The organism is Thermoflavimicrobium daqui (assembly GCF_003313465.1).
GTDB lineage: Bacteria > Bacillota > Bacilli > Thermoactinomycetales > Thermoactinomycetaceae > Thermoflavimicrobium > Thermoflavimicrobium daqui.
In genome coordinates this window covers 252,507-265,010 of record NZ_KZ845667.1, presented here as the reverse complement: position 1 = coordinate 265,010, position 12,504 = coordinate 252,507, and the positions used below count along the sequence as shown (strand labels likewise).

The window sequence follows — 12,504 nt, the reverse complement described above, 5'->3', positions numbered from 1 at the left end:
ATGTTAAAGCTTCCTGGAGTCATCAAGATGAATGTAACCGACTGCTCAATCAAAATCCTGAGAAGCAACCTGAAGGTTTGAAAGATGTACAGCTTATTATTGAAACCTATTATGAATCAGAAGAAGCAATTCAACAAGCATTGTCAACTCCAGAAGGTAAGGAAATAGCTCGCCTCCTAACTAGTAAAAATAAAGGACATCTTGGGGTTTTTTTAGGTAAAGAATATACTTTTACTGCTCATCGTGACTTAATTGAGTAGCATGAACAATCAAAAGGGAAGGATTTCTTCTCATGACTATTTATATCTTAGAAAACAAAAATATCCCTAATCACTATGTTTTGTGAAAAGGGATGTTTTTGTTTTCTAAGATTAACGAACTACATTTAGAGTTACTTCGATGTTTCCTTTAACTGCTTTTGAATAGGGGCAAACTTGATGTGCGGCTTCTACGAGTTCATGAGCTACTTTTTCATCTACTCCAGGCACTTTCACATCCAACTTCACAGCGAGTTGTAGCCCACCATTTTGATCTTTCCCAATAGAAACATGTGCGGTCACTTCTGTGTCTTGTATTTTAATTCGCTTCGTTCTTGCGACCAAATTTAATGCCCCATCAAAGCAAGCAGCATATCCAGCAGCAAAGAGTTGTTCAGGGTTTGTCGCCTTTTCCCCAGAGCCACCTAAGCCTTTAGGCATTCTAACATCTAAATTAATTAGGCCATCAGAAGAAACAACTCTACCATTTCTTCCACCTGTTGCAGTTACAGTAGCCGTGTATAACGGTTCCATAAACACTCCACCTTTTCAATCATTATTTATTTAGATCATGCACATGACGAAGTAACCGTTTAAGTTGTTTTAAAAGATGTAAAAAATCTTCTTGATGGATACCACTGTTTCTAAGAAGCGCTTCAGGGATACATTTTGCTTTTTCTTTAAGCAATTCTCCCTGCTTAGTTAGATGGACAATTACTTTTCGTTCATCATCCATACAGCGATTTCTTTTGATTAATTGAGCTGCTTCCATTCGCTTTAACATAGGAGTTAAGGTGCCTGAATCTAAATACAGGCGTTCTCCCAACTCTTTGACTGAGCACTTTTTTTGTTCCCAGAGTACAAGTAAGGCAAGATATTGAGGGTACGTAATGCCTAATTCATCTAGGAATGGGCGATACATTTTAGAAATTTCTCGATAGCATGCATAGATAGCAAAGCAAAGCTGGTTATCTAATTTTAGTAAGTCATTCATCTGAACACCCATTCTGGTAAGCTATTAAGTGAGATGGTTAGAAAATATCTTTTAACAGTCCATTTATTTTTATTCATAGGAAGTTAAAAGAAATCTTCAATAATATTCTAGATCCATTCTCCCTTAATAAATTGTAGTAAATTAGATTGTGCACAATTAAATTTACTACAATAATTATATCGAATCTCACACAAAAGAGCAAGATAATGCTATAATAAGAACATACATTCTAATAATGTGAATACAACAGGATAGGAAATAAACTCTTTGATTCAAATGCGATTATCTAGGAGGAAATACTATGAATGAGACGTTATACCAAGCACAAGTTGATCGATCGATTGAAATTAGAGCACAATTTTGGAAATCGATTGGAAATGTAGATCCTTATGTATTAACACATCTTATCAATCCAGCCTTTATGAATGGACCGACTTGGCCGGCATTACGGCAAGCCTTTTTGAAAATAGATACTCCAAGTTCAGTTATTCTGACAAGTGATGGATTGTCTGATCCCTTTGAGGAATTGAATGAATTAAATCAAGGTTTGGGAATGGAGTGTTTTATGGAGTCGGAAGAGCTAGAAGCCCAAACAGACATGAGTGAAATCAACAAAACATGGCAATTTCAAATATTATATCAAGTATCTCAAAATATAGCTAATCATGGTAGAGTAAGAGAATTATTAGAACACTATGGTGTTCTCTCTATGGAATTATTCGATATTGATCTGCCAGATGCTTTTATCGATGAAGAAGGTCGAGTCGGGATTCTGATTGGTATGGATGCACCTAATATCCCTTCAAAGATCTCGCTACCAGGTGGTGAGATTCAAATGGTAAGTGTGAAGCTAATTACTTTATCTGAGCTAGACTATATTCGACATCATGGTGCAGAAGGAAGAAGAAAATTAGTTGATTTGTTCTATTCACATCGGTCTTATCATCAATCATCGATTCATCGAGATTCGGTTGTATAACCGATAGCTTACTTTTTCGTCTCAGAGTCCATATCAAAACTGCATATAAGTTCTTATTTATCGTTTTAAAGCTAAAGCTAGCCTTTGCAATTTTAAAACTTGTAATGATAGTCAAGATAATTACTTTAGTGTTACTATTTTATATAAAGCGATATTTAGCTTCTAAACGTAGGAGGGCCTGTATGAAGGAAATATTTGAGAAAAATGGTAAAAGAGTTACTCTTATTGATTTAAGTGATCAATTAAAAAATGAAACGAGCTCTTTTGAGTTAAATCCACATCAGATTCGTTATTCAAAGCATGAAGAGGCAGCTGTGATGACAGAGAAAATATTAGGACTCGATGCTTCCTATTGGCCGGATGGAGAAGGATGGGCTGTGGAGGAAGTAACTCTTTCGTCACATGCGGGTACTCATGTAGATGCACCCTATCATTATGGATCGAAATCTGCTGGTAAGCCTGCTAAAACGATAGATCAAGTACCCTTACACTGGTGCTATGGAGACGGTGTTCTCTTAGATATGACTCATAAACAAGCGGGTGAAGAAATTACGATTGAAGATATTCAAAAGGAATTAGATCGTATTGGATACGAGATTAAACCTTTTGATATTATTATGATACATACAGGAACCTCTAAATATTTCAAAAGCCCTGGGTATGAATTAAAGCATCCTGGACTGGGAAAAGCAGCGACTGAGTGGCTCGTAGATCAAGGGGTTCGTTTGATTGGAATCGATGCTTGGGGGCTAGACCGCCCATTTGATGTTCTAGCAAAGGAAGCAAAAGAAGGGAAAGTACAATTTTGGGAAGCTCACTTGGTGGGGCGTGAAAAAGAATATTGCCAAATTGAAAAGCTTTGCAACTTAGATCAGATTCCCAAGCCGTTTGGGTTCAAAGTATCAGCATTTCCGATAAATATAGAGCGAGCTAGTGCAGGATGGAGCCGTGTTGTTGCTATTTTTGAAGAAGAAATAGGTAAATAGATAAGACTTCAGGAAGTAAATTGAAGTAATCTCGGTATCTTTTTAGATAAAAGAATACTCTTTATTTAAAAACCATCTAGTTTTTAAGAGTAGAAAACTAGATGGTTTTATTTGTAGAGTTAAGCGAATTCATCTATTTTTATATACAAATCCATAATTAAATTATTTATAATAATAAAAAATTGTTATATAACAGATGGGAGAATGAAAGATGACAGTGATTCGAGTTGTATTACAAGTCTGTATTTGTATCTTGTTTAATGAGATTGGAAAGGGATTGAGTCAACTTTTTCATCTTCCTATACCAGGTCATGTAATAGGTCTTGTTCTTTTGCTGTTGGTTTTAAAGCAAGAATGGCTAAGAATGGAATGGTTGGAAGAGGGAGCAGAATGGTTATTAGGAGAATTGCTCCTATTTTTTATTCCTTCAGTAGTTGGCGTGATTCAATTTAAAGCACTATTAGCTGAAAATAGTTTAGGTCTTTTATTTGTCATGGGAGTAGGCACCCTGATGGTTATGATGGTTACTGCTTGGTTTGTCGAGCAGCTTTATCGATATAGAAGGAGGGGGCATCATGGGGAATGAAGAAATATTTAGCTTTCTGATTACCCTTATTTGTTATATGTTCTTTAAAAGCTTATATCATAAAAAGAAGATACTATTTTTCTCACCTGTACTTATTTGCCCAATTTTACTTATATTCCTCGTTGATTATGTACCTATTTCTTATCAAGCATATGAAAAAGGAACGCAACTATTTACTTACTTATTACAACCTGCTACCGTTGCTTTCGCAATTCCCATGGTAAAGCACTGGCAATTATTAAAGAGATATACCATAGAACTTCTATCTGGTGTTATATTCGGCTCTACTTTCGCTCTATTTTTGACGTTAGGTCTATCCACTATATTTCATTTCGATCCTATTATTTCGAATAGTTTAGCTCCGCGATCCATTACGACTCCTTTTGCGGTTACGATTGCGAGTCAAATCGGAGGTAATCAAAGTTTATCAGCAGCTTTTGTCATTCTGACAGGTGTTGTGGGTATGGTTGGCGGTACTTGGATCATTCGTCTCATTAGGATTCAAAGCCCTTTAGCCAAAGGGGTGATGTTTGGAGTTGGATCGCATGGAATTGGAACGTCAAAAGCGTTTGAATTAGGGGAATCTGAAGGGACTTTTTCTAGCTTAGCGATGATTCTTTCTGCAGTGCTAGGGATGCTTTTGATTCCTATATGGGTAGGGTTATTTATAAAGATATAATCTATCTAAGTTCCTTATACTTTTGGACGATAAATAGCATGAAAAATGTATGATGGAAGTATGTTATTATTAAAATAGTTAAGTTGATTTATGATATTTCGTTTAAAAAAATAAATTTTTTAGGATGGAACTGTAATAAAAAGTGTCGAAAAATGAATAGGAAGGGCGTAACTTAATGGATAAACATATCTATAAAGAATTCTCCTATTATAAGAATGGCATTCATTTAGCGGATATTCGTATCACTTCTCAGGAGATCTACCATCGAAAAAAATCAATCGAAACCAATGAATGGTCATCTTATGAAAGTTTACCATCAGATCACGGTTATGATATGGTAACCTCTGATTTTCGATTTCGTCTAGCTGAACTCAATCAAATGAATTGGACTAATGAAGAGGAAGTAAAAGTAAGCTGGGGAGACCGATACCAGCGTTATCTTAGAATGGATGGAAAGGTAGAAGGGGAAGAACAGGTTGCCTGGATCTGGGCTTTACAGGAAGTGAAATTTCCTACTGACCTCATTATTTCGGATAATGAAGTGATCGGATGGATCTATAATGGAAATCCCAACAGTGTACTGGTCAAAAAAGGATATGAGGATTTAACCATTTTGAAACAATGGAATGATCCACACTTATCGAAGCCTTTGTATGGTATTAAGTATCTAGGTAGACAGGATGTCATCACTAGAGATGGGATCAAATTAGCCACAGATGTCTATTTACCAAGTGGTTTACCAGATGGAGAGAAGGTTCCAACGATTCTGGTTCGAACTCCTTACGGAAGGCAAGCAGATGCACCAAAAAGACTTTCCTTTGTACAAAGAGGTTATGCATTAGTGATTCAAGATACACGTGGACGTGAAGACTCGGAAGGTGAGTGGATTCCACTGATTTATGAAATGGAAGATGGAGATGATACACTCAACTGGATTGCTACGCAGCCGTGGTCGAATGGCAAAGTAGGGATGATCGGTGGATCGTATCTCGGCTTCGTTCAATGGGCGGCGGCTGCGAGTGGCAATCCACATTTAAAAGCGATCGTAAGCCAGGTGACGGCAGGTACTCCATTCGTCGATTTTCCAAGACCAGAAGGCGCAATTTCATCAGGAATGCTAGCTTGGTCATTTATGATGGCAGAGCGAAAAAAAAATGATGATGCGATGAAACGTGATGATTGGGATGAGGTGTTAAAAACACGGCCACTGAAAGACATTCCCCTAAAAGCACTGGGGAAAGAATTGAAATTTTGGAATGAGTGGATGAATCATTCTGATTATGATGCATTTTGGGAAAAGGCGAACTGGGCAAAGCGTGGTAATCAAATTAATGTCCCTTCCTTATTAATATCTGGTTGGTACGATGATGATGGTATGGGAACTTCCGAAGCGTGGGAGATGAACAGAGAGAACAATCGAGAGCATACTCGTATGATTCTAGGGCCGTGGTATCACAGTTTCAATACAACACGACAAATTCATCAAATTCCCTTTGGAAATCAGGCGATCCGTTATGACTTAAATCAGTTAGAGCTACGTTGGTTTGACCACTTTTTAAAGGATATTCCGAATGATGTAGAAAAAGAGGCCCGTGTGGAATATTATATGGTTGGAGAAAATGAATGGAAAACATCCGAAGATTGGCCACCTCCAGATGTTGTATATACTCCTTTTTATTTGCATAGTAAAGGGAATGCGAATACGAGCCAAGGAGATGGGAGTGTAGACTCTATTTTCCCACAGCAAGAAAAATCCGATACGTATCGGTTTGATCCAGAAGACCCAACACCATTCTTAATCGATATGTCGGAGAATGAATGTAGGGTTCCAGAAAATTATCGTGATGTTGAATTACGTCAAGATGTTTTGGTATATACATCCGAACCATTGCAAGAAGATATCACCATTGCTGGAGATATTTATGCGGTTTTATATGCTGCTAGCTCAGCCAAAGATACGGATTGGCTTGTGCGATTAACCGATGTAGATGAGGAAGGAAATTCGATTTGTCTTTCCGATGGACTCGTTCGTGCCAGATATCGGAATTCGGTGGAGAAACCAGAGCTACTAAAACCGGGGAAAGTCGAAAAATATGAGATCCGAATGACCAAGATCGCCAATGTATTTAAAAAGGGACACCGGATTCGAATCTCTGTAACTTCTGGAGCGAAGAATTCCATTTTCCCCAACCATAATACAGGGAATAATCCGATGACGGATACAGAGATGGTAGTTGCTACACAAACGATCTATCATGACGAAAAGTATCCAAGCCATGTTCGATTGCCTATACTCAACAAAACACACCATTAAGGATAGAGTGTCTCTTTTTGAGAATTCGAGAAGGATCATATAACCCTTAGCATATTTACCCTTAGAAAAAAGCTGGTACAAGTAATGTAGGATGTTAATAACCGGAAAATGACTTAGGTGCTAATCCCTAAGTCATTTTCCGGTTATAAGCATATTGCTCTGTAGTGGAGGGTTGCTGGTATGCAAGTTTAGTCGTTCAGTGGCTTGCAGGATGGCTAAAGAAATGACTTTAGCCATTTGATATACGCGATGAAGACGAGTATTTTGCAAAATATAAATTTTATGTGCACCCACGATATTTACAATTCCTTTTAGATAGATATCCCCAATTGAAGGCAAATTTTTATTTAGCCCTTTGCCCGGTTCTAGAGGGCCAAGTCCAAGATTAATAAAACCAATGTTTTTTTGTTTACCAAGGGTTGCATCAATAGTCAGGATGCATGCAGAAGGATGGGTTTGCTGGATTTTAGTGATCGTGCGATCCAGATTGATAGCATGAATCGGATTATCTAAGGTACCATAAATGTATAACTGATTTTGAATGATTTCCGATAAGAAGGTTCCAACTAGTGGTCCCAAAGAATCACCCGTGCTTCGATCTGTCCCAATACATAGACAAACGAGTTCAGAATCAGGCACTCCTTTTTGTGTTAAAAGTTGCGAGAGATGATTAGATAGAAGATGAATGACATCTGGATGGTGATACTCGATTTGAAACTTTTCCATAGAATCCTCCTGATCCCTACCTATGAACTCGATTTCTCTACGATATGAATACTTCCATAGCGAAAGGAGAAATTCTATCAGGTTAGTGGGGGGGATATGAAAAGATTTTTACACACATAATAACACCTTAACCAATGGCAAGGTGTTTTCTTCACTATTTTTTACTGGCATATTGAACTTAATCCATATCCATAGTAAAATGAAAAATGGTCACCAGTTATTATATTTAAATATATACCCTATTATATTATATAAAAAAAGAAAGTCCTTTGTCAACCTTTTTTTGAAAGAAATTATAAAAGTGGAGTGGTCGTATGAATAAATGGGAACGCGAATGGAAGGAAGAACAACAAAGAGTAGATCATGTGGTTCAGAAAATCTCCAAGCGTTTGTCTTCTCTTGTGCAACAGACAAGTACCATGCGGGCAGATATTGTTGAAATTCGAAACCAATTTTGGGAAGATATCACGGTTAATGTGGATGACCCGATAGAAGCAGCAGAGACCTATGCAAGCATCAAACAACAAGCGGAGGTTTTATCCGAAAGAGAGCGGAGCCATCGTCATGTACGGAATCAGCTTAAAACATTAAGTAAGTTGCAGCATTCCCCATATTTTGCTCGAATTGACTTAAAGGTAGAAGACGAAGAAGAAGCTGAACCCATTTATATGGGAGTAGGGTCATTTTTTGATGAGGAGAGTGAAACCTTTCTAATCTATGACTGGCGAGCACCCATATCCAGCCTTTATTATGATTTTTCCCCAGGTGAGGTGGAATATCGTACCCCTGAAGGATTGGTAAAGGGGGTAATGGAACTAAAACGCCAGTATTTAATTCGGAATGGTCATATTGATAGCATGTTTGATACAGGAATTACTATCGGAGACGAAATGTTGCGTGAAGCTTTAGGTAGACGGTCCGATATGCAAATGAAGAGTATCGTTGCTACCATCCAAAAAGAGCAAAATCAAATTATTCGAGATGAGCGTAATCGACTTCTAATTGTACAAGGAGCTGCAGGGAGTGGGAAAACGTCTGTTGCCATGCAGCGAGTTGCCTATTTGCTATATCGTTATCGAGATACATTACGACCTGAAAATATTGTACTTTTTTCACCGAATCCATTGTTTAATAGTTATGTCGCTACGGTTCTGCCAGAACTTGGAGAAGAAAATATGCGACAGACAACCTTTCAGGAATATTTGGAGAGTCAATTGAGTAAGACTTTTGAGGTTGAAGACCCATTTACGCAGTTAGAATATATTCTTACTCATGAAGATAATCGTAGCTATGCAGCGCGAATTGCAGGAATTACTATTAAATCTTCACTTGAGTTTATGGATGTTATTCAGAGTTATGTCGCCTTTCTTGGGCAACAAGGATTGATTTTCAAAGATATCCGTTTCCGAGATGAAGTACTCATTTCAGCTGAGGCGATTAGAGAAAAATTTTATTCCTTTGATCCAGCATTACGTATACCAAATCGTATGCGATTAGTTGCTGAATGGTTAATTGAAGAATTAAAAGAGCGAGAGATTCAAGAACGGTCTAAGTCATGGGTAGAAGATGAAATAGAACTACTCAGCAAAGAAGATTATCTCAAAGTATATAAAAAGCTAAGGCGGCAAAAACGTTTCACTGATCAATCATTTGATGATTTTGATCGAGAAAAAGAAATGCTTTCTTCAATGGTTGTACGGAAAGAATTTAAGCCTCTTCTTACAAAAGTCAACCAATTTTATTTTATTGATATTCCAGCTATTTATCGGCAGTTATATACGAATCCCCAATTCATTTTTGAGCTAAGACCAGAATGGGAAGTTCCTTCACTTTGGGAGGAGATTTGTGTACAGACCGTTGAGAAGTTAAAGCATTTTGAACTAGCTTATGAAGATGCTACACCATACCTTTATCTCAAAGATTGTATAGAAGGCTTTCGCATTAATACTTCTGTTCGGCATGTTTTTATTGATGAAGCTCAAGATTTTTCTCCATTTCATTTTGCTTTTATGAAACAAATATTTCCTTTAAGTAAGCTAACTGTACTAGGTGATCTTAACCAAGGGCTATATGCTCATAATATGACGGATGATGGTTTTACTTCCTTGCTATCTTTGTACGATCCTGAAGAGACTCGGGTATTTAAGTTAAACCGGAGCTATCGCTCAACTTGGCCTATTACTCAGTTTACCCGAGGGATGATTCCGGGTGGGCAAGATATTGAACCATTTCAACGTGAAGGAAGTAAGCCAATGGTTACTCAAGTATCAGATAAACAGGAGCTCGAAAGGAAAGTAGCTGATCGTATTCATCACCTTCAGTTGGCAGGGCATCAGACCATTGCGATAATTTGTAAAACGGCTAAGGAAAGTAAAGAGGTGTATACAGCATTACAGGGTAAAGTTCCTCTCTCTTTCATTCATAAAGAAACTACAACACTGAAGAAGGGGGTTGTAGTGATCCCGACTTATTTGGCAAAAGGGGTCGAATTTGATGCGGTCATTATTTATAACGGTTCAAAAAGTCAGTATGGTCGAGAGAGCGAACGGAAACTATTTTATACTTCATGTACAAGAGCTATGCATGAGCTTTATATCTATTCGCTTGGGGAGATCACTCCATTTATTTCCGAGGTTTCTTCAGATACTTACGTCTTAGAAAGAAACCTGTAGATTTAGCATTTTTTCATTTCTGTTTGATTATCGTTAGGGGAAAAAGAAAATCGAGTTTGCCAGAAATCTTTAGCGTTCTAACTATATAGAACGCTATAATTTTCTTTCGTATTTTTTAATTATATAGTAATTGATCGAAATGAATATAAATAATTTTTATATTTATGTTAATGGAAAATTTTTATACTAATATAAAGGATTTTCATATATAATAAAAGAAATATATTATTAGATTTATTCACATCTATTTTTATCTAAGAAAAGGATGATTGATATGAAAAAACTTTTCGCAACAGGAATTGCTACTGTTTTATCCGTGTCTTTATTTCTTTCTTCAGTGGGGAAAGTGAGTGCTGAAGAATCAAAATTAACAACCTATACGATTAACTTTAAAGGCTCTTCGGTTCCCGGCAATGTAAAGGATTTGATTGAAAAAGCAGGCGGATCAGTTGTTAAAGAGAATTCGGAGCTAGCTTATGTGAAAGCGTCTTCAAAGGATCCATTGTTTCTTGATAGAGTTCGTAAATTAGATTCAGTTGAGAGTGCTGGACGTTCTTTAAAAATAATCCAAGAGAAAGTTGTAGATGCAGAATTAGTAAATGTTAAGGATCATTCTATCTATGATCAATATCAATGGGATATTAAACAAGTGACACAAAATGGTAAAAGCTTTACTCTCCCAAAAGGAAAAGGAAGTAAGGATGTTGTGGTAGGAGTCATCGATACTGGAGTGGATTTGAATCATCCTGATATCAAAGCGAATATTGTGGATGCGAAGTCATTTGTAGCAGGTGAAGATGCAAATGATAACAATGGTCATGGTACCCATGTTGCTGGAAGTATTGCGGCAAATGGAATGGCATTAGGAGTAGGTCCTGAGCTTGGAATCGGAGCTTTGAAAGTATTTCCAAAAGATGGAGAGGCGAGCACCGATACGATTGCTGAAGCACTCAAATATGCTGCTGATAAGGATTATGATGTAGTAAATATGAGTTTGGGTTCTTATATGTATCTCCAAGACCCAGAACGGGATACCAATGATATTCGTGCAGAAATAAATCTCTTTAAAAAAGCCATTTCTTATGCAACAAAAAAAGGAGTAACTGTGGTAGGTTCTGCTGGAAATGCAGGAGCGGATATTCATAATCCAGCTAAGCTAACGAAGTTTCTTTATGGGGAAGATGCTAATGGAGCAACTCATCGTGACCCTGCGAGTAACTTATTAATCCGTGTCTCTGCTGGGAATAAGGATAAAAAGTTAGCTTATTATTCGAACTATGGTGTAGGAAAAATTGATGTGATGGCACCAGGTGGTGATCTTGGACCGAACTATAATCCAGATACTGGACAAGGAAGAGATAATTCTTATTTATGCATGAGCACAGTACCTATCTTCGATGCGCAAAAAAATATTATTGGACATGGTTATGGATATAAAGCAGGAACTTCCATGGCAGCACCCAAAGTAGCTGGTTTGGCAGGGGTTATTATCGCTAAACATGGAAAGAATAAACTAAAGCCTGCTCAAGTGAAATCAATCATTGAGCAATCGGCTGAGGATATTTATAAGAAGGGGAAAGATGAGCAATCCGGTTCTGGATTGATTAATGTAGTTGATGCATTAAATCATTAAAAATAATAAGAGTATACTTAACATATCTATTTGATATATAAAAACCGATTCCTGAGTTCTAATATAGGAATCGGTTTTTATTGTTAGCTCCTTTTAAGAGGAATAATCATCGTTTGGTGAATGAAAATGGCTAATTCATTTGGTATTGACAAAAAGAATTACTTGGCTTATTTTATACATATAGGGGTATATGTATAAAATAACAAACCGCTGATACTTTGGTTTGTATTTTTTATCCTTAATAATATACATATATGGGTATATGTATATAAATCTATGTCTTTGAAAACATTCATTTCGATAAAAAAGGAGGGGTTTCATGAAAAAGAGTATTCCAACTATTTCACCTCAGGAAGTGGAACGTCAGCTCCAAAAAGGAGAGAAATTAAACATTATTGATGTTCGAGAAGATAGCGAAGTTACAGAAGGAAAAATTCCGGAAGCGAAACATGTTGCTTTAGGGACTTTGCCTGATCAACTGCATGAGCTAGACTCACACAATGAATACATTATGGTCTGCCGATCAGGTGTTAGAAGTGAACGAGCCTGTGAATTTCTACTAGAACATGGTTTTAAAGTAAAAAACATGGTTGGCGGGATGCTCGCTTGGAAAGGAAAGACTCAATAAATAAGGAGAACGATATGGCTTTCTGAAACGCTGATGTTACTATCACATTT

At 37.1% G+C, this 12,504-nt stretch carries 12 protein-coding genes; 9 read left to right on the top strand and 3 right to left on the bottom strand.

The genetic code is table 11. The annotated features are described in order from the left end of the window. The first annotated feature begins 77 nt into the window (after positions 1-77). Positions 78-260, top strand: a complete 183-nt coding sequence (locus tag DL897_RS11135) for an EthD domain-containing protein (protein WP_113659217.1) — start codon at positions 78-80, stop codon at positions 258-260. Positions 261-371: 111 nt separating this feature from the next. Here DL897_RS11135 and DL897_RS11130 read toward each other — a convergent pair whose 3' ends face one another. Beyond that, entirely contained in the window at positions 372-791 is a 420-nt protein-coding gene (locus DL897_RS11130; RefSeq protein ID WP_113659216.1) for an organic hydroperoxide resistance protein, read from the bottom strand. 22 nt (positions 792-813) lie between these two features. Continuing rightward, the gene (locus DL897_RS11125) at positions 814-1,251 is read right to left on the bottom strand and encodes a MarR family winged helix-turn-helix transcriptional regulator (RefSeq protein ID WP_113659215.1); all 438 of its coding nucleotides are present in this window, start codon (positions 1,249-1,251) and stop codon (positions 814-816) included. 301 nt (positions 1,252-1,552) lie between these two features. On the opposite strand from DL897_RS11125, the gene DL897_RS11120 reads away from it, so the two are divergent. From DL897_RS11120 to DL897_RS11100, 5 genes are all read left to right on the top strand, one after another. Next, on the top strand, positions 1,553-2,230 hold the full coding sequence (locus DL897_RS11120; RefSeq protein ID WP_113659214.1) for a suppressor of fused domain protein: 678 nt from the start codon (positions 1,553-1,555) through the stop codon (positions 2,228-2,230). A gap of 182 nt (positions 2,231-2,412) precedes the next feature. Next, positions 2,413-3,216 (top strand): cyclase family protein, encoded by an 804-nt coding sequence (locus DL897_RS11115; protein ID WP_113659213.1) that lies wholly within the window; start codon positions 2,413-2,415, stop codon positions 3,214-3,216. Between the two features lie 211 nt (positions 3,217-3,427). Further along, entirely contained in the window at positions 3,428-3,802 is a 375-nt protein-coding gene (locus DL897_RS11110) for a CidA/LrgA family protein (RefSeq protein ID WP_113659212.1), read from the top strand. Next, positions 3,792-4,481 (top strand): LrgB family protein, encoded by a 690-nt coding sequence (locus tag DL897_RS11105; protein ID WP_113659211.1) that lies wholly within the window; start codon positions 3,792-3,794, stop codon positions 4,479-4,481. Before DL897_RS11110 ends, DL897_RS11105 begins: the two co-directional genes overlap by 11 nt. 175 nt (positions 4,482-4,656) lie before the next feature. After that, positions 4,657-6,795 (top strand): CocE/NonD family hydrolase, encoded by a 2,139-nt coding sequence (locus DL897_RS11100; RefSeq protein WP_113659210.1) that lies wholly within the window; start codon positions 4,657-4,659, stop codon positions 6,793-6,795. A 132-nt stretch (positions 6,796-6,927) separates the two neighbouring features. Here DL897_RS11100 and yyaC read toward each other — a convergent pair whose 3' ends face one another. Beyond that, positions 6,928-7,521 (bottom strand): spore protease YyaC, encoded by a 594-nt coding sequence (gene yyaC, locus DL897_RS11095; protein WP_113659209.1) that lies wholly within the window; start codon positions 7,519-7,521, stop codon positions 6,928-6,930. 314 nt (positions 7,522-7,835) lie between these two features. Here yyaC and helD point away from each other — a divergent pair, with 314 nt between their 5' ends. The 3 genes from helD (at position 7,836) to DL897_RS11080 (ending at position 12,454) form a co-directional block, all read left to right on the top strand. Then, positions 7,836-10,193 (top strand): RNA polymerase recycling motor HelD, encoded by a 2,358-nt coding sequence (gene helD / locus DL897_RS11090; RefSeq protein ID WP_113659208.1) that lies wholly within the window; start codon positions 7,836-7,838, stop codon positions 10,191-10,193. Between the two features lie 274 nt (positions 10,194-10,467). Continuing rightward, positions 10,468-11,826, top strand: coding sequence for a S8 family serine peptidase (locus tag DL897_RS11085; RefSeq protein WP_240627384.1), 1,359 nt, complete (start codon positions 10,468-10,470; stop codon positions 11,824-11,826). 319 nt (positions 11,827-12,145) lie between these two features. Next, positions 12,146-12,454, top strand: a complete 309-nt coding sequence (locus DL897_RS11080; protein WP_113659207.1) for a rhodanese-like domain-containing protein — start codon at positions 12,146-12,148, stop codon at positions 12,452-12,454. Positions 12,455-12,504: the final 50 nt, after the last annotated feature.

Bases quoted from the DNA above. Each gene is read 5' to 3' on its own strand.
- DL897_RS11120 (WP_113659214.1), top strand. From the start codon at position 1,553: ATGAATGAGACGTTATACCAAGCACAAGTTGATCGATCGATTGAAATT.
- DL897_RS11085 (WP_240627384.1), top strand. From the start codon at position 10,468: ATGAAAAAACTTTTCGCAACAGGAATTGCTACTGTTTTATCCGTGTCT.
- DL897_RS11105 (WP_113659211.1), top strand. From the start codon at position 3,792: ATGGGGAATGAAGAAATATTTAGCTTTCTGATTACCCTTATTTGTTAT.
- DL897_RS11080 (WP_113659207.1), top strand. From the start codon at position 12,146: ATGAAAAAGAGTATTCCAACTATTTCACCTCAGGAAGTGGAACGTCAG.
- DL897_RS11115 (WP_113659213.1), top strand. From the start codon at position 2,413: ATGAAGGAAATATTTGAGAAAAATGGTAAAAGAGTTACTCTTATTGAT.
- yyaC (WP_113659209.1), bottom strand. From the start codon at position 7,521: ATGGAAAAGTTTCAAATCGAGTATCACCATCCAGATGTCATTCATCTT.
- DL897_RS11130 (WP_113659216.1), bottom strand. From the start codon at position 791: ATGGAACCGTTATACACGGCTACTGTAACTGCAACAGGTGGAAGAAAT.
- DL897_RS11100 (WP_113659210.1), top strand. From the start codon at position 4,657: ATGGATAAACATATCTATAAAGAATTCTCCTATTATAAGAATGGCATT.
- DL897_RS11110 (WP_113659212.1), top strand. From the start codon at position 3,428: ATGACAGTGATTCGAGTTGTATTACAAGTCTGTATTTGTATCTTGTTT.
- helD (WP_113659208.1), top strand. From the start codon at position 7,836: ATGAATAAATGGGAACGCGAATGGAAGGAAGAACAACAAAGAGTAGAT.
- DL897_RS11125 (WP_113659215.1), bottom strand. From the start codon at position 1,251: ATGAATGACTTACTAAAATTAGATAACCAGCTTTGCTTTGCTATCTAT.